Genomic DNA, 16,653 nt, shown 5'->3' on the forward strand with positions numbered 1-16,653 from the left:
TGTACGCTTGTCACCCTGTTACAAGAACAGCCCATTGTTCACAAAGTGAAGGATGAGCTGTGGAGCCCCGGAGAGGGCCACGCCGATGACGGCCGTCAGGGCGATCGCGGCGGTGAGCGGCACCGGGATCCGGTGGGCCGACGGTTCGCCCTCGGGGGCGCGGAAGAGGGCCGCGGTCCACTGGAGGTAGTAGAAGAGCGCGATCACGACGTTCACCGCCATGACGACGGCGAGCCAGCCCAGGCCCGCGTCGACGGCCGCCGAGAAGACGGTGACCTTGGCGAAGAGGCCGATGATGCCCGGCGGCAGCCCGGCGAGGCACAGCAGGAAGAAGCCCAGGACGAGCGCGGCGAGCGGGCGCGAGGCGTACAGGCCCTGGTAGTCGCTGACGCGATTGAGCGGCTTCGTGCGGGCGACCAGGGCGGCCACGGCGAAGGCGCCGAGGTTCACGGCCGCGTACATGAGGGCGTAGGCGAGCGTGGAGCCGATCGACTTCTGCGGGTCGTCGGAGTACGCGGCCGCGGCGATCGGCACCAGGAGGTACCCGGCCTGGCCGACGGAGGACCAGGCGAGCAGCCGTACGGCGCTGTACGCGCGCGTGGCCTGCTGGCGCAGGGCGGCGACATTGCCGACGGTCATGGTCAGCGCGGCGAGGGCGGCGAGCGCCGGGCCCCACACGTTCGCGTACGACGGGAACGCGACGACGGTGACGAGGATGAGCCCGGAGAAGCCGACCGCCTTGCCGATGACCGACAGGTAGGCGGCGATCGGCAGCGGTGCGCCCACGTAGGTGTCGGGTACCCAGAAGTGGAACGGGACGGCGGCCGTCTTGAAGGCGAAGCCCACGAGGGTGAGCGCGACGCCGGCTTGCGCGAGGGTGTGGAACTGACCGTTCACGTGGGTGAGTTCCGAGGCCACGCGGGTCAGGTGCAGGCTGCCCGTGGTGGCGTAGACGAAGCTCACGCCGAGCAGGGTGACGGCGGTGGCGGTGACGGAGGACAGGAAGAACTTCAGGGCCGCGTCCGAGGAGCGCCGGTCGCCGTGCTTGAGCCCGACCAGGGCGAAGGCGGGCAGCGAGGCCACCTCCAGGGCGACGACGAGCGTGGCCAGGTCCCGGGAGGCGGGCAGCAGCGCGGCGCCCGCGGCGGAGGACAGGAGCAGGAACCAGTACTCGCCCTCGGGGAGCGGCTTGTCCGCGTTCTTCGCGTCCTTGAGCGCGCTGATCGACAGGAGCGCGGTGAGCAGGGCGCCCGCGAGGACCAGGAACTGGACGACGAGGGTGAAGCGGTCCGCCGTGTAGCTGCACGCCTCGTAGGGGGCGCCCGTGAGGCAGAAGGTGGAGCGTTCGTCGCCGATCAGCGGGATCAGCGCGAGCGCGGCGGCGGCCAGGCCCGCGACGGAGATCCAGCCGAGGACCGCCTTGCGCGCGTCCCCCACGAAGAGGTCGGCGACCAGGACCACGAGGGCGGCGACGGCGGCGATCACGGGCGGCGCGATCGCGACCCAGTCGACGGACTGGACGAGGGACGCCACGGAGGGCGCGGCGACGGCGATCACTTCAGGCCTCCTGCGAGGAGCTTCTGCACGGCCGGGTTCGTGAGGCCGAGCAGGGCGGCGGGCCACAGGCCCGCGAGGACGGTGAGGGCGACGAGCGGGGTCCAGGCGGCGAACTCGTACGCCCGTACGTCCGCGAGCGCCGGGGCCTGCTGCGGGCGCGGGCCCATGCAGACGCGGCGGACCAGGATGAGCATGTACGCGGCGGTGAGCAGGGTGCCGAGCGCGGCGATGGCCATGAACACGAGGAAGGCGGGACGGCTGAGGTCGCCCGCGGGCCGGAACGCGCCGAACAGGGCGAGCATCTCGCCCCAGAATCCGGCGAGTCCGGGCAGGCCGAGCGAGGCGACGGCGGCGAAGGCGAGCAGTCCGCCCAGGCGCGGGGCCTTGCCGTACAGGGCCATGCCGCCCTGCTCCGCGAGGGTGTCGAGGTCGCTGGTGCCGGTGCGGTCCTTGAGGGCGCCGACGAGGAAGAAGAGCAGACCGGTGATGAGGCCGTGGGCGATGTTGGCGAACAGGGCGCCGTTCACGCCGGTCGGGCTCATCGAGGCGATGCCGAGGAGCACGAAGCCCATGTGGCCGACGGACGAGTAGGCGATGAGGCGCTTGAGGTCGCCCCTAGCCCCCTGCTTGGCGAGGTTCAGGCAGGCCAGGGATCCGTAGATGATCCCGATGACGGCGAGGGCGGCGAGGTAGGGCGCGAACGTGCGGAAGCCGTCGGGGGCGACGGGGAGCAGGATCCGGACGAACCCGTACGTGCCCATCTTCAGCAGCACACCGGCGAGGAGGACCGAGCCGACGGTCGGGGCGGCGGTGTGGGCGTCCGGCAGCCAGCTGTGCAGCGGCCACATCGGGGTCTTCACGGCGAGCCCGATCCCGATCGCCAGAACGGCGACGACCTGCACGGACGTGCTCAGGCCCCGGCCGTTGTCAGTGGCGAGTGCCACCATGTCGAAGGTGCCCGACTTAACGCCGATAAGGAGGATGCCGAGCAGCATCACGACCGAGCCGAGCAGGGTGAACAGGATGAACTTCCAGGCCGCCGCGGCACGGTCGGCACCGCCCCAGCGGGCGATGAGGAAGTACATCGGGATGAGCACCATCTCGAAGGCGAGGAAGAAGAGCAGGAGGTCCAGGACGGCGAAGGTGGCCAGCGTGCCCGATTCCAGGAGCAGGATCAGGGCGACGAACGCCTTGGGGGACGGGCCCGACGGCATCTTGAAGTAGGAGTACAGCGCGCACAGGAACGTCAGCAGCGCCGTGAGCACCAGGAGGGGGAGGGAGATGCCGTCGATGCCGAGGTGGATCCGCACGTGCAGCGCCGGGATCCAGCTGATGTCCGTCGTGGCCTGCATCCTGGACGGCTGGTCGTGGTCGAAGCCCAGCGCGAGGACGATCGCGGCGAGAAGGATCGCGCCGGTCACGGTCACGCCGTGGCGGAGCACGGCCTGGTCCGGGGATTTCCCCTTCAGTCCGGGCGGGGCCGGCAGCAGGGCGAGGACGGCGCCGATGAGCGGGCCGACGACGATCAGTGCGAGAAGGAACTGCATCACGGATTCGCTGATATCGATCACGGCTGCTCACGCTCCGGCGGTGGCGACGAGGACGACGGCGACCACCAGGACGACGGTGCCTGCGAGCAGGGCGCTGAGGTAGGTCTGCACGTTTCCGGTCTGGGCGCGGCGCACGGCCCAGCCGAGCGCCTTGGGCGCCTCGGCCGCCGCGCGGACGTAGGTGTCGACGACCGCGCGGTCCAGGAAGCCGACCAGTGCGGCGGCGGCCCGGACGGGGCGGACGAAGAGAGCCGTGTAGAGGGCGTCCAGGTGGAAGCCGGCGGCGGCGTGCCGGTGCAGCGGGCCCAGCACGAGCCGGCCCGGGTCGGCCGGGTCGGGGGCGCTCGCGACGTCTCCGTAGGCCGGGGCGTGGCTCGCGATGGCCTCGGCCTCGACGAGCCCGCCGTCGCCCTGCTCGGTGTCGATCGCGACGGCACCGATCGGGACGGTGGCGCGGGCCGCCATCGCGGTGGTGTGCCGCCAGGCCGCGTAGGTGACCAGGCCGCCGACGAGGGCGAAGCCCGTGCCGAGGACCGAGGTGGTCAGCGTCGGGGCGAGCGAGTGCCCGTCGAACCAGTCGGGCAGCCGCAGGAAGGACAGACCGAGGGCGAAGGAGGGGATCGCCAGGATCCACAGCACGGCGGTCATCACGACCGGCTGCCTGCCGTGGTCGGGGGCCTCGGGTCCGCGGCCGTTGAAGGCCAGCAGCCACAGCCGGGTCGCGTACGCGGCGGTGAGCAGGGCCGTGAACAGGGCGGCGACGAGGACGATCCAGCCGGACGCGGCGGGGATCGCCTGGCCGCCGACGGCGTGACCGGTGGCGGTGTGCTCGGCGGCGCCGAGGACCGCCTCCTTGGAGAAGAAGCCGCTGAAGGGCGGGATCGCGGCGAGCGCGAGCAGCGCCACGGTCATCGTCCAGAAGGCGTCGGGGACGCGGGCCCGCAGGTTGCCCATGCGGGACATCGCGGCCAGTGAGTTGGTGCCGGCGGCGTGGATGACCACGCCCGCCGCGAGGAACAGCAGCGCCTTGAAGGCGCCGTGCGTGAGGAGGTGGAAGACGGCGGCACCGCGGTCGCCGACGGCCAGGGCGCCGGTCATGTAGCCGAGCTGGCCGATCGTCGAGTACGCGAGGACGCGCTTGATGTCGTCCTGCGCGAGCGCGGCGAGTGCCGAGCCGAGCATCGTGACGCCGGCCATCACCGCGAGCACGATCAGGGCCGCCCGCGAGGCGGCGAAGACCGGGAGGAGACGGGCGACGAAGTAGACACCGGCGGCGACCATCGTCGCGGCGTGGATCAGCGCGGAGACGGGCGTGGGGCCCGCCATCGCGTCGGGCAGCCAGGTGTGCAGCGGGAACTGCGCGGACTTGCCCGCCACTCCGGCGAGCAGCAGCAGCGCGATGAGCGTCGGGTGGTCGAGGCCGCCCTGGCTCGTGACCTTGCCCAGGATCGCCGTGATGCGGAAGGAGCCGGCGTCCGTGGCGAGCGCGAACAGGCCGATCAGGAAGGGGACGTCACCGAGTTTCGTGACGAGGAAGGCCTTGAGGGAGGCGGCGCGCGCCTCGGGGGTCTCCCAGTAGTGGCCGACGAGGAAGTACGAGCAGATGCCCATGACCTCCCAGCCGACCAGCAGCACCATCAGGTCGCCCGTGTAGACGACGAGCAGCATCGCGGAGGTGAAGAGGGAGACGATCGCGGCGTACGACGGGTAGCGCGGGTCGTCGCGCAGATAGCCCGTCGAGTACAGCTGGACGCAGGTGGCGACCAGGCCGACCAGGACGGCGACGAGGGCGGCGAAGCCGTCGATGTGCAGGGCGAGTTCGATCGGCACGGAGCCGGTCGGGGTGAGTTCGGTGTGCGCGTCGAGGGCCGTGGTGCCGTTGCCCGAGCCGCCGCCCTGCTGGACGGCGACCGCCGCGGCCAGGATCAGCGCGGCGAGCGTCGGCAGGACGGCCAGCGGGCGGACGAACCCGGGCGCGGTGCGGCCGAGCAGGAGTCCGGCGACGGCTCCGAGGAAGGGCAGGAGGGGGACGAGGACGGCGAGGGTCGTGGTGGTCACGCGGTGGCCTCTGCCTTCTCCTCGGCGCCGGGTTCGTCGGCCGGGGCCCCCGACGGACCGGACGGGTCGTGCGGGTCGTCGGCCGGGTCGTGCGGTTCGGCGGCGTCGCGGAGCCTGTCGATGTCCGAGGTGCCGCGGTTGCGGTACACGGCCAGGACGATCGCCAGGCCGATGCCGATCTCGGCGGCGGCGATCGCGATGGTGAACAGGGTGAGGGCCTGGCCGGCGTGCAGGGTGTCGCGCAGCCAGACGTCGAAGGCGACGAGGTTCAGGTTGACGGCGTTGAGCATCAGCTCGACCGACATCAGGACCAGGATCGCGTTGCGGCGGGCCAGTACGCCGTACAGGCCGGTGCAGAAGAGGAGGGAGGCGAGGACGGTGGGATAGGCGAGATGCATCAGCGGTCGCCCTCCTTCGCTCCGGCGTTCTTCTTGCGGGACAGGACGATCGCGCCGACCAGCGCCGCGAGCAGCAGCACCGACAGGGCTTCGAAGGGCAGCACCCAGTGCCGGAAGAGGACCGAGCCGGTGACCGCCGTGCTGCCTTGGGCGGCGCCGTGGTCCAGGTCGATCCAGGTCGTGCGGAAGGCGTCGACGACGACCCAGACCAGGGCCGCGGCGGAGGCCACCGCGACGGTCAGGGCCGCCCAGCGGTTGGGGCTGTCGGCGTCCGGTGAGCGGCCGATGGGCGCCCGGGTCAGCATCAGTCCGAAGAGCAGGAGGACCACGACGGAACCGACGTAGATGAGGACCTGCACCCACGCGATGAACTCGGCGGTGAGCAGGAGGTACTCGACGGCGAGGCCGCCGAGGGCGACGACGAGCCACAGGGCGGCGTGCACCAGCTGCCTGGTGGTGACGGTGACGACCGCGGCGCCGAAGGTGACCAGGCCGACGAGGAGGAAGGCGATCTCGACGCCGGTCGGGGAGAGGAACCCGTGGCTGCCGGCGGCCGGTGCCGCGAGGGCTGCGGGGCCGGTCATCCGGTGCTCTCCTCTCCGGGCGCGGCGGGGGCCGCCTCGGCCGCCTGCGCCGCCGCCAGCTTCTCCGCGGCCTTGCGGGCGGCGGCGAGTTCCTTGGGCTCCTCGGCCGCCGGGTCGAGCGCGGGCGGGGCCGGCACCGTCCACATCCACTCGCGGAGCTTGTCGCGCTCGTGGGTGAGTTCGTGGATGTCGGTCTCGGCGTACTCGAACTCCGGGGACCAGAACAGCGCGTCGAAGGGGCACACCTCGATGCAGATACCGCAGTACATGCAGAGGGAGAAGTCGATGGCGAAGCGGTCGAGGACGTTGCGGGAGCGCTCGCGGCCGCCCTCCACGGCGGGCGGCACCGTCTCCTTGTGGGAGTCGATGTAGATGCACCAGTCCGGGCACTCGCGGGCGCACAGCATGCAGACCGTGCAGTTCTCCTCGAACAGGCCGATCACACCGCGGGTGCGCGGCGGGAGTTCGGGCTGGGTGTCCGGGTACTGCGCGGTGACGGTCTTCTTCGTCATCGTGCGGAGGGTGACGGCGAGGCCCTTGGCGAGGCCGGACCCAGGAATCGGGGGCATTAAGAGATCGCCACCTTCACGATGCCGGTGAGCGCGATCTGCGCCAGGGCGAGCGGGACGAGGAGGGTCCAGGAGAGTTTCTGGAGCTGGTCCTCGCGGAGACGGGGGTAGGAGACGCGCAGCCAGATCACGACGAAGGCGAGGACGGCCGTCTTGAGCAGGGTCCAGACCCAGCCGAGGCCGTCCGCGCCCCACGGGCCGTGCCAGCCGCCCAGGAAGAGGACGGTGGTCAGGCCGCACAGGACGACGATGCCCGCGTACTCGGCGAGCAGGAACAGCGCGAAGCGCAGGCCCGTGTACTCGGTGTACGCGCCGAAGATGATCTCGGAGTCGGCGACCGGCATGTCGAAGGGCGGCCGCTGGAGTTCGGCGAGGCCCGCCACGAAGAAGACGAGCGCGCCGACGATCTGCCAGGGCAGCCACCACCACTCGAAGGCGTCGAGGATGCCGGGCAGCGAGACCGTTCCGGCGGCCATGGCGACCGAGGCCGCCGCGAGCAGCATCGGCAGTTCGTACGCGAGCAGCTGCGCGGCCGTGCGCAGACCGCCGAGCAGGGAGAACTTGTTGGCGCTCGCCCAGCCCGCCATCAGCGAGCCGAGCACGCCGACGCCCAGCACGGCGAGCACGAAGAAGATGCCCGCGTCGATGACCTGGCCGACCGCGCCGTCGCCCGGCCCGACCGGGATCGCGAGCAGCACGAGGAGGTAGGGCAGCAGGGCGACGGCCGGGGCGAGCTGGAAGACACGGCGGTCGGCGTCGGCCGGGACCACGTCCTCCTTCTGCGCGAACTTGACGCCGTCGGCGACGAGCTGGGCCCAGCCGTGGAAACCGCCCGCGTACATCGGGCCGAGCCGGCCCTGCATGTGGGCCATGACCTTGTGCTCGGTCTGGCCGACGACCAGGGGCAGCACCAGGAAGGCGACGAAGACGACGACGAGGCGCAGGGCGACGTCGAGAGCGTCGTTCACTGCGTGCCTCCCTCGGTGGTGGCGGAGTCGTCGGAGTCGGCGGAGCCGGCAGGGGGGTGCTCCTCGGCCGCCGGTTCCGGCGGCGCGGCCGGTTTCGGCTCCTCGTCGAACGCGGGCTTGGCGTGGTGCCACGGGGCGTCGCTCGTCCGGGGCTTCGCCGCGGGCCCGGGCGCCGGCTCCGGCGTCGGCTCGGCCTCCGTCGTCGGCTCGGGCCGCTGGCTCGCCGAGCCCTGCGACGCGCTGCGCGCACGGCGGGCGGGCCGAGCGGGACGTTCCGGCGCCTCCGGCGGAGTCTCCGGCGCCGCCGCGGCCGTCTCGGGAGCCGCCTGACTCGCCGACCCCTGGCTCGCCGACCGGGTGCGTCGCGCCGGACGCTCCCCGGCGGCACCGGCACCCGTACCGGCAGCGGCACCGGCAGCACGCCCGGCGCCCCGCGCGGGCCGTGCCGGAGCGGGCGGCAGCTGGCCCTTCAGCGGGCCCCACTCGTTCGGGTCGGGCACGCCGGGCGGCAGCATCTGGCGGCGCTTGGGCCCGCCGTGCCCGGCCGCGGACTCACCCGGCTCCTTGGCCCCCGGCCACGCCTTCGCGACCCGCGCCGCGAGCACGAAGTCCTTGCGCAGCGGATGCCCCTCGAAGCCGTCGGGCAGCAGCAGCGGGTCGAGCCCGGGATGGTCCGTGAAGTCGACGCCGAACATCTCGTGCGTCTCGCGCTCGTGCCAGGCGGCGCCCGCGTACACGCCGACCGCCGACGCGAGCACCGGCGCCTCGTGGGAGACGGTCGTGCGCAGCAGCAGACGGCGTACGGACCCGGGCGCGACGGCCGCGACGTGCGCGCAGACGCGGAACCCGGCGCCGGGCTCGTCGACCGCGCTCAGCCAGTCGAAGTACGTGCACCCCAGGCGCGTACGGGCCGTCTCCAGGGAGGCGGTCCACTCCGCGGCCGGGACGTCCACGGTCAGCAGGTCGTACGCCTCCTCGGCCGTCGCCCCGGCGCCGAAGAGCTCCTCGACGGGGTCCGGCAGCCAGCCCGCGCTCATCGGCCCTCCCCCGGCTTCGGCGGCTCGACGAGGCCGCTGCTCAGCGCCGCCGCCGAGGGACGTCCCGCGGCCGCGTCGGCGGAGGCGTACCGCTCGCCCAGCGACTCGCGCGCGATCTTCTCCTGGAGCTTGAGGATGCCCTGGAGCAGCGCCTCGGGGCGGGGCGGGCACCCGGGCACGTAGACGTCGACCGGGATGATCTGGTCGACGCCCTTCGTCACCGAGTACGAGTCCCAGTAGGGGCCGCCGCAGTTGGAGCAGGCGCCGAAGGAGATGACGTACTTCGGCTCGGGCATCTGCTCGTACAGGCGCTTCACGGCCGGGGCCATCTTGTCGGTGACCGTGCCCGAGACGACCATCAGGTCCGCCTGGCGCGGTCCCGGCGCGAACGGGATGACGCCGAGGCGGATGAAGTCGTGCCGGGCCATGGACGCGGCGATGAACTCGATGGCGCAGCAGGCGAGTCCGAAGTTGAAGACCCACAGGCTGTAGCGGCGGCCCCAGTTGAGGACCACCTTCATCGGCTCGGGCGCCAGGCGCGAGAGCACGCCCAGCCTTTTCGGGCCCAGGGGATCGGGCAGCGCCACCGGCTCCGAGGAAGTCACATCACTCACGTCCACGTCACTCACGCCCACGTAAGGACGCCCTTCTTGTATGCGTACAGCAGGCCCACGGCGAGGAAGCCGAGGAAGATGAACATCTCGACCAGGGTGGTGGCGCCGTATCCCGGCGCGGCGAAGACCGTGGCCCAGGGGAAGAGGAAGATCGAGTCGACCGCGAAGATCACGTAGAGGAACGCGTACACGTAGTAGCGGACCTGGGTGTGGGCCCAGCCCTCGCCGACGGGGTCGACACCGCACTCGTACGTGAGGAGTTTCTCCGGGGTGGGCACCACCGGGCGCAGCAGCCGTCCCGCGCCGAAGGCCACGGCGACGAAGAGCACGCCGACGACGGCGAGCAGCCCGACCACCGAGTACGAGTGGAAGTAGTCCGCCGCGATGACGGTCACGTCTCAGCGCCCCTCGCGTGTTCGTTGTTGGTTCGTGTTCGACGATCTGTACGGACAGGGAGTCTAGGGCCTGTTAAAGGAACGGTAAGCAGTCCGGTGCCGTGCGGGTGGTCGGCGAGGTGGGGTTATCCCCCGTTCCTCCCGGGCGGTCCGCCTCATGGCGCCGCCCGTCGGGCGCAGGGCACTCTTTCGGTTATGACCGACCCACTCCACGTTCCCGACGCCACGGACGGCGACCCGGGCAGCACGGACGCCGACCGTCCCGTGCTGCCGCCGGCGCGTTTCGCCCTCGACCGGCACACCTGGAAGGAGATCGCGTATCTCCTGAGCAGTTTCCCGCTGTCGATCGTCGGCTTCGTGTACGCCGTGACGATGCTGGCGCTCGGCGCCGGGTTGACGGTGACCGTGATCGGACTGCCGCTGATCGCCGGCGGGCTGCGCGGCGCGCGGCTGCTGGGGCGGGCGGAGCGGGCCCGCGCCCGGGCGCTGCTCGACGTGCGGATCGACGAGCCGAGCCCGCTGCCGGTGCGCAACGCGGGCGGGTTCTTCGCCTGGCTGTGGAACGGTCTGAAGGACCCGGTGGGCTGGCGGACCGTGCTGTACGAGGTGATCCGGCTGCCGTGGAGCGTGCTGACGTTCGCGCTGATGCTGCCGTCGCTGCTGGTGCTGTGGCCGGTGCTGCCGTTCATCGCGCGGGGTCTGGCCAACGCGGACCGGGCCATGATCCGCGCGCTGCTCTCGCCGTCGGACGAGCTGGAGCAGCGGATCGCCGAGCTGGAGTCGGACCGGGGCGTCGTGGTCGACACGGCCGCCGCCGACCTGCGCCGCATCGAGCGCGACCTGCACGACGGCGCGCAGGCCCGCCTGGTGAATCTGGCGATGGGGCTCGGCCTCGCCAAGGAGAAGCTCCTGGAGGATCCCGACGCGGCGGCGCTCATGGTCGACGAGGCGCACGGCGAGGTGAAGCTCGCCCTCCAGGAGCTGCGGGACCTGGCCCGCGGCATCCACCCGGCGGTCCTCACCGACCGCGGCCTGGACGCGGCCCTGTCCTCCGTGGCCGCGCGCTGCACGGTGCCGGTGAAGGTGACGGCCGACCTTCCGGCCCGGCCCGCCGAGGCGATCGAGGGCATCGCCTACTTCACGGTCTCCGAGCTGCTGCAGAACATCAGCAAGCACAGCCGGGCCACGCAGGCCAGCGTCGACGTGTGGCGCAGCGGCGACCGGCTGATGCTCCAGGTCCAGGACGACGGGCGCGGCGGCGCGAGCCTCGACAAGGGCACCGGCATGGCCGGGCTCGCGGAGCGGCTCGGCGCGGTCGACGGCCTGTTCGTCGTGGACTCGCCGGAGGGCGCCGGCACGACGGTGACAGCCGAGCTGCCCTGGCGCGACCGGGGGTAGGGATAACCCCCGGCCGAAGACGCCGATCCACCGCATGGCCCGGTCCCCCGTCGCCGGGGACCCTGGAATCAGCACGGCACACCAGCCCGCTCAGCAGAAACGGACGGCACCCCGATGGCCACGCAGCAGTACGGATACGGCGACGAGTACGCGTACTCGTACGACGACGGCCGCCACCACGGCCACCGCGGCGACGACGGCACCCCGCGCCGCGGCCCGAGCCGGATCCCGGCGTGGCTGCGCGCGCCGGTCGAGGGCCGCACCTGGCGGGAGTTCTGCTACCAGCTGCTGTCCCTGCCGATCAGCATCGTCTTCTTCGTCTGGTCGGTGACGATGATGTCGCTCGGCGCGGGCCTGCTGATCACCTTCATCGGGGTGCCGGTCCTCGCGGCCGGTCTCGCCGGGGCGCGCGGCTTCGGCGCCCTGGAGCGGGCCCGGGCGCGCGGTCTGCTCGGCCTGGACGTCGGCACGCCGGAGCCGGTGCGCCCGCGGAAGGGCGGCGGCCCGCTGGCCTGGATGGGCGCGACGCTCAAGAGCGGGGTCTCGTGGCGGCACCTGCTGTACGGGGTGCTGCACTTCCCGTGGGCGACCTTCGCGTTCTCGGTGGCGCTGACGTTCTGGGCGACGGGGTGGACGCTGTTCACGTACCCGCTGTGGCAGTGGGTCTTCCCGATGTACGCGGGTCAGAACGGGCTGCAGCTCTACGGCGACGCCGGCCACTCCGTCTACCTGGACAACCCCTTCGAGATCACGGTCACCTCGCTGGCCGGCCTGCTCGTGGTGCTCGCGACGCCGTGGGTCGTCCGGGGCCTGACGACGGTGGACCGGCTGATGGTCGGCGGGCTGCTCGGCCCGTCGCGGCTGGCCTCGCGCGTGGTGGAGCTGGAGTCGGACCGGGGCGTCGTGGTCGACACGGCCGCCGCCGACCTGCGCCGCATCGAGCGCGACCTGCACGACGGCGCGCAGGCCCGTCTGGTCAGCCTGGCCATGGAGCTGGGTCTGGCGAAGGAGAAGCTCACCGAGGACCCCGAGGCCGCCGCGCGCATGGTCGACGAGGCGCACGGCGAGGTGAAGACCGCGCTCCAGGAGCTGCGGGACCTGGCCCGCGGCATCCACCCGGCGGTCCTCACCGACCGCGGCCTGGACGCGGCCCTGTCCTCCGTCGCCTCGCGGTGCACCGTGCCGGTGACGGTGGAGGTGGACCTCGACGAGCGCCCGGCGCCCGCCATCGAGGGCATCGCCTACTTCACCGTCTCCGAGCTGCTGCAGAACATCAGCAAGCACAGCCGGGCCACCCGGGCGACGGTCGACGTGTGGCGCACCGGCGACCGGCTGATGCTCCAGGTCCAGGACAACGGGGTGGGCGGCGCGGCGGCCGACGCCGGTTCGGGCCTCGCGGGTCTGGCCGGGCGGCTCGGCGCGGTCGACGGGATCCTGCTGGTCGACTCGCCCCCCGCCGGGCCGACCCGGGTGACCGCCGAGCTGCCGTGGCGGCGGGCGTAGCGCCCACGACGGCACCCGGGGCATTCGTGCCGCTCACCCCCGCCCACCCCCGGTTCCTGCGATGCTGGTCCTGTTCATGACTGCCCCGGTGACAGGTGTCCCGGGGCGTTGGGGGGCCGGAAAACGTGGAGGACAGGGTGCGGGTGGTCATCGCCGAGGATTCAGTGCTGCTCAGGGAGGGGCTGACCCGGCTGCTGACCGACCGCGGACTCGAGGTCGTCGCCGGGGTGGGCGACGGCGAGGCGCTGGTCAAGACGATCACCGAGCTGGGCGACCAGGACCAGCTCCCGGACGTGGTCGTGGCGGACGTACGGATGCCGCCCACGCACACGGACGAGGGCGTGCGCGCGGCGGTCAAGCTGCGCGCCCGCTTCCCCGACCTCGGGGTCCTGGTCCTGTCGCAGTACGTGGAGGAGCAGTACGCCACCGAACTGCTGGCCGGATCGAGCCGGGGCGTGGGCTATCTGCTCAAGGACCGGGTCGCCGAGGTCCGGGAGTTCGTGGACGCGGTCGTGCGGGTCGCCGAGGGCGGTACCGCGCTCGACCCGGAGGTCGTCGCCCAGCTGCTCGGCCGCAGCCGCAAGCAGGACGTCCTCGCGAACCTCACCCCGCGCGAGCGCGAGGTCCTCGGCCTGATGGCGGAGGGCCGGACGAACTCGGCGGTCGCCCGGCAGCTCGTGGTGAGCGACGGCGCGGTGGAGAAGCACGTGAGCAACATCTTCCTGAAGCTGGGCCTGTCGCAGAGTGACGGGGATCACCGCCGGGTTCTGGCCGTCCTCACCTACCTGAACTCGTGATCACCTGACACTCTGTCAGATACAGGCTCCGGCGACACTGGCTCTTTTCTCGATCCAGGATGCGATTGCTCAGAAGAAGGTGACCCTTACAGACGTAGGGTGGGCCTGGGGAAGGCCGGTGGGACGGCCCTGCCCGCACAGCCGCCTCGAGGGAGGTCCAGTTCAGTGACGAGCCAGGTCAGTAGCGCAACCGAGCAGGCCGACAGTGCTGTGGTCGGGGAACAGCGCACACCGACGAGTGGATCCAGCAAGGACGTACGGCGTGTGGACCGGGTCATCATCCGGTTCGCGGGCGACTCCGGTGACGGTATGCAGCTCACGGGTGACCGGTTCACCTCGGAGACCGCCTCGTTCGGCAACGACCTGTCCACCCTGCCGAACTTCCCGGCGGAGATCAGGGCCCCCGCCGGCACGCTGCCGGGCGTCTCCTCCTTCCAGCTGCACTTCGCCGACCACGACATCCTGACGCCGGGCGACGCGCCGAACGTCCTGGTGGCGATGAACCCGGCGGCCCTGAAGGCGAACATCGGGGACGTGCCGCGCGGCGCCGAAGTCATCGTCAACACGGACGAGTTCACCAAACGGGCGATGTCGAAGGTCGGTTACGCGGCCAGCCCGCTGGAGGACGGCTCGCTCGACGGCTTCCACGTCCACCCGGTGCCGCTGACCACGCTGACGGTGGAGGCGCTCAAGGAGTTCGACCTCTCCCGCAAGGAGGCCGAGCGCTCCAAGAACATGTTCGCGCTGGGCCTGCTGTCGTGGATGTACCACCGGCCGACCGAGGGCACGGAGAAGTTCCTCAAGGCGAAGTTCGCCAAGAAGCCCGAGATCATGAAGGCCAACCTGACGGCCTTCCGGGCGGGTTGGAACTTCGGCGAGACGACCGAGGACTTCGCGTTCTCCTACGAGGTGGCCCCGGCGCAGTCCGCGTTCCCGGTGGGCACCTACCGCAACATCTCGGGGAACCTGGCGCTGTCCTACGGGCTGATCGCGGCCTCCCGGCAGGCGGATCTGCCGCTGTACCTGGGCTCGTACCCGATCACCCCGGCCTCCGACATCCTGCACGAGCTGTCGAAGCACAAGAACTTCGGTGTGCGCACCTTCCAGGCGGAGGACGAGATCGCCGGGATCGGCGCCGCGCTGGGCGCGGCCTTCGGCGGCAGCCTCGCGGTGACGACGACGTCGGGGCCGGGGGTGGCGCTGAAGTCGGAGACGATCGGTCTGGCGGTCTCCCTCGAACTGCCGCTGCTGGTGGTGGACATCCAGCGCGGCGGCCCGTCCACCGGGCTGCCCACCAAGACCGAGCAGGCCGACCTGATGCAGGCGATGTACGGGCGCAACGGCGAGGCGCCGGTCCCGGTCGTCGCCCCCCGCACCCCGGCCGACTGCTTCGACGCGGCCATGGAGGCGGCCCGGATCGCGGTCACCTACCGCACCCCGGTGCTGCTGCTCTCCGACGGCTACCTGGCCAACGGCTCGGAGCCCTGGCGGATCCCCGAGGTCGACGAACTCCCCGATCTGCGGGTGCAGTTCGCGTCCGGCCCGAACCACACGCTCGACGACGGCACCGAGGTCTTCTGGCCGTACAAGCGCGACCCGCAGACGCTGGCCCGCCCGTGGGCGATCCCCGGCACGCCGGGCCTCGAACACCGGATCGGCGGCATCGAGAAGCAGGACGGCACGGGGAACATCTCCTACGACCCGGCCAACCACGACTTCATGGTCCGCACCCGGCAGGCCAAGATCGACGGCATCGAGGTGCCGGACGTCGAGGTCGACGACCCGGCGGGCGAGGCCCGCACGCTGGTGCTCGGCTGGGGTTCGACGTACGGCCCGATCACCGCGGCGGTCCGCCGCCTGCGCACCGCGGGCGAGCACATCGCCCAGGCCCATCTGCGCCACCTCAACCCGTTCCCGCGGAATCTGGGCGAGGTCCTGAAGCGTTACGACAAGGTGGTGATCCCCGAGATGAACCTCGGTCAGCTCGCCACGCTCGTGCGGGCCAGGTACCTGGTGGACGCGGAGTCCTACAACCAGGTCAACGGTATGCCGTTCAAGGCTGAGCAGCTCGCCACGGCTCTCAAGGAGGCCATCGATGGCTGATACGCAGACCAGCGGGTCCAGGGAGTCCACGGAAGGAACCGGGGACACCGCCGAGACGCTTCTGTCCCTCGTCCCCCGGGCCGAGGGCAAGCAGTCCATGAAGGACTTCAAGTCCGACCAGGAAGTGCGCTGGTGCCCCGGCTGCGGTGACTACGCGATCCTCGCCGCCGTCCAGGGCTTCATGCCCGAACTCGGCCTGGCGAAGGAGAACATCGTCTTCGTCTCCGGCATCGGCTGCTCCTCGCGCTTCCCGTACTACATGAACACGTACGGGATGCACTCCATCCACGGTCGCGCCCCGGCCATCGCGACCGGTCTGGCCTCCTCGCGCCGCGATCTGTCCGTGTGGGTGGTGACCGGTGACGGCGACGCCCTGTCCATCGGCGGCAACCACCTGATCCACGCGCTGCGCCGCAATGTGAACCTGAAGATCCTGCTGTTCAACAACCGGATCTACGGCCTCACCAAGGGCCAGTACTCCCCCACCTCCGAGGTCGGCAAGATCACCAAGTCGACCCCGATGGGTTCGCTGGACGCGCCCTTCAACCCGGTCTCGCTGGCGATCGGCGCGGAGGCGTCCTTCGTGGCCCGCACCGTGGACTCCGACCGCAAGCACCTCACCTCGGTGCTGCGCGCGGCCGCCGACCACCAGGGCACGGCGCTCGTCGAGATCTACCAGAACTGCAACATCTTCAACGACGGCGCCTTCGAGGTGCTGAAGGACAAGCAGCAGGCCGAGGAGGCGGTCATCCGCCTGGAGCACGGCGAGCCGATCACCTTCGGCGCCGACGGCTCCAAGGGCGTCGTCCGCGACCCCGCCACCGGCGACCTCGCGGTCGTCCCGGTGACGGACGCCAACCGCTCCGAGATCCTCGTCCACGACGCCCACGCCGCGTCCCCCACGACGGCCTTCGCGCTCTCCCGGCTGGCCGACCCGGACACCCTGCACCACACGCCCATCGGCGTCCTGCGCAGCGTCGAACGGCCGGTCTACGACACGCAGATGGCCGACCAGCTGGACGCCGCGATCGAGCGCGACGGCAAGGGGGACCTCGGGGCGCTGCTCGCGGGCGGCGACACCTGGACCGTGGTCGGCTGACCGCGCGCCACGCACAGGGGGCC

General features: G+C 71.7%; 15 protein-coding genes. 5 read left to right on the forward strand and 10 right to left on the reverse strand.

What is annotated here, in order from left to right; genetic code table 11:
* Nucleotides 1-18 precede the first annotated feature (18 nt).
* From ABT127_RS24795 to ABT127_RS24840, 10 genes are read right to left on the reverse strand one after another with little or no spacing between them, the layout of a single operon-like run.
* A complete protein-coding gene (locus tag ABT127_RS24795; protein ID WP_351453995.1) occupies nt 19-1,557 on the reverse strand; it encodes an NADH-quinone oxidoreductase subunit N in 1,539 nt (512 codons plus the stop codon).
* Nucleotides 1,554-3,128, reverse strand: a complete 1,575-nt coding sequence (locus ABT127_RS24800; protein WP_351453998.1) for a complex I subunit 4 family protein — start codon at nt 3,126-3,128, stop codon at nt 1,554-1,556. Before ABT127_RS24800 ends, ABT127_RS24795 begins: the two co-directional genes overlap by 4 nt.
* A 6-nt stretch (nt 3,129-3,134) precedes the next feature.
* The gene (locus ABT127_RS24805; RefSeq protein WP_351454000.1) at nt 3,135-5,165 is read right to left on the reverse strand and encodes an NADH-quinone oxidoreductase subunit 5 family protein; all 2,031 of its coding nucleotides are present in this window, start codon (nt 5,163-5,165) and stop codon (nt 3,135-3,137) included.
* Nucleotides 5,162-5,563 (reverse strand): NADH-quinone oxidoreductase subunit NuoK, encoded by a 402-nt coding sequence (gene nuoK, locus ABT127_RS24810; RefSeq protein ID WP_351454003.1) that lies wholly within the window; start codon nt 5,561-5,563, stop codon nt 5,162-5,164. Before nuoK ends, ABT127_RS24805 begins: the two co-directional genes overlap by 4 nt.
* Entirely contained in the window at nt 5,563-6,147 is a 585-nt protein-coding gene (locus ABT127_RS24815; RefSeq protein ID WP_351454005.1) for an NADH-quinone oxidoreductase subunit J family protein, read from the reverse strand. Before ABT127_RS24815 ends, nuoK begins: the two co-directional genes overlap by 1 nt.
* Nucleotides 6,144-6,716 (reverse strand): NuoI/complex I 23 kDa subunit family protein, encoded by a 573-nt coding sequence (locus ABT127_RS24820; RefSeq protein WP_351454008.1) that lies wholly within the window; start codon nt 6,714-6,716, stop codon nt 6,144-6,146. The genes ABT127_RS24815 and ABT127_RS24820 overlap by 4 nt, the downstream gene beginning before the upstream one ends.
* The gene (locus ABT127_RS24825) at nt 6,716-7,684 is read right to left on the reverse strand and encodes a complex I subunit 1/NuoH family protein (protein ID WP_351454011.1); all 969 of its coding nucleotides are present in this window, start codon (nt 7,682-7,684) and stop codon (nt 6,716-6,718) included. Before ABT127_RS24825 ends, ABT127_RS24820 begins: the two co-directional genes overlap by 1 nt.
* On the reverse strand, nt 7,681-8,721 hold the full coding sequence (locus ABT127_RS24830; RefSeq protein WP_351454014.1) for an NADH-quinone oxidoreductase subunit C: 1,041 nt from the start codon (nt 8,719-8,721) through the stop codon (nt 7,681-7,683). Before ABT127_RS24830 ends, ABT127_RS24825 begins: the two co-directional genes overlap by 4 nt.
* A complete protein-coding gene (locus tag ABT127_RS24835) occupies nt 8,718-9,335 on the reverse strand; it encodes an NADH-quinone oxidoreductase subunit B (RefSeq protein ID WP_502971774.1) in 618 nt (205 codons plus the stop codon). Before ABT127_RS24835 ends, ABT127_RS24830 begins: the two co-directional genes overlap by 4 nt.
* An 11-nt stretch (nt 9,336-9,346) precedes the next feature.
* Nucleotides 9,347-9,730: an NADH-quinone oxidoreductase subunit A gene (locus ABT127_RS24840; RefSeq protein ID WP_111663797.1), complete on the reverse strand. Its 384-nt coding sequence runs from the start codon at nt 9,728-9,730 to the stop codon at nt 9,347-9,349.
* Nucleotides 9,731-9,925: 195 nt separating this feature from the next.
* Here ABT127_RS24840 and ABT127_RS24845 point away from each other — a divergent pair, with 195 nt between their 5' ends.
* The 5 genes from ABT127_RS24845 to ABT127_RS24865 all read left to right on the forward strand — a co-directional run bounded on the left by ABT127_RS24845 (nt 9,926) and on the right by ABT127_RS24865 (nt 16,630).
* Complete coding sequence (locus tag ABT127_RS24845; RefSeq protein ID WP_351454016.1) at nt 9,926-11,128, forward strand: sensor histidine kinase; 1,203 nt, start codon at nt 9,926-9,928, stop codon at nt 11,126-11,128.
* Between the two features lie 114 nt (nt 11,129-11,242).
* Entirely contained in the window at nt 11,243-12,631 is a 1,389-nt protein-coding gene (locus ABT127_RS24850; RefSeq protein ID WP_351454019.1) for a sensor histidine kinase, read from the forward strand.
* A gap of 137 nt (nt 12,632-12,768) precedes the next feature.
* On the forward strand, nt 12,769-13,428 hold the full coding sequence (locus ABT127_RS24855) for a LuxR C-terminal-related transcriptional regulator (protein ID WP_351454345.1): 660 nt from the start codon (nt 12,769-12,771) through the stop codon (nt 13,426-13,428).
* A 165-nt stretch (nt 13,429-13,593) separates the two neighbouring features.
* Nucleotides 13,594-15,531, forward strand: coding sequence for a 2-oxoacid:acceptor oxidoreductase subunit alpha (locus tag ABT127_RS24860; RefSeq protein WP_351454021.1), 1,938 nt, complete (start codon nt 13,594-13,596; stop codon nt 15,529-15,531).
* The gene (locus tag ABT127_RS24865; RefSeq protein ID WP_502971775.1) at nt 15,524-16,630 is read left to right on the forward strand and encodes a 2-oxoacid:ferredoxin oxidoreductase subunit beta; all 1,107 of its coding nucleotides are present in this window, start codon (nt 15,524-15,526) and stop codon (nt 16,628-16,630) included. The genes ABT127_RS24860 and ABT127_RS24865 overlap by 8 nt, the downstream gene beginning before the upstream one ends.
* Nucleotides 16,631-16,653 lie beyond the last annotated feature (23 nt).

It is taken from the genome of Streptomyces sp. NPDC001904, from assembly GCF_040297005.1.
In the GTDB taxonomy this organism is placed as follows: domain Bacteria; phylum Actinomycetota; class Actinomycetes; order Streptomycetales; family Streptomycetaceae; genus Streptomyces.

Coding starts and splice junctions, on each gene's coding strand:
- nuoK (WP_351454003.1), bottom strand. CDS start 5,563: ATGCATCTCGCCTATCCCACCGTCCTCGCCTCCCTCCTCTTCTGCACC.
- ABT127_RS24815 (WP_351454005.1), bottom strand. CDS start 6,147: ATGACCGGCCCCGCAGCCCTCGCGGCACCGGCCGCCGGCAGCCACGGG.
- ABT127_RS24820 (WP_351454008.1), bottom strand. CDS start 6,716: ATGCCCCCGATTCCTGGGTCCGGCCTCGCCAAGGGCCTCGCCGTCACC.
- ABT127_RS24830 (WP_351454014.1), bottom strand. CDS start 8,721: ATGAGCGCGGGCTGGCTGCCGGACCCCGTCGAGGAGCTCTTCGGCGCC.
- ABT127_RS24845 (WP_351454016.1), top strand. CDS start 9,926: ATGACCGACCCACTCCACGTTCCCGACGCCACGGACGGCGACCCGGGC.
- ABT127_RS24850 (WP_351454019.1), top strand. CDS start 11,243: ATGGCCACGCAGCAGTACGGATACGGCGACGAGTACGCGTACTCGTAC.
- ABT127_RS24865 (WP_502971775.1), top strand. CDS start 15,524: ATGGCTGATACGCAGACCAGCGGGTCCAGGGAGTCCACGGAAGGAACC.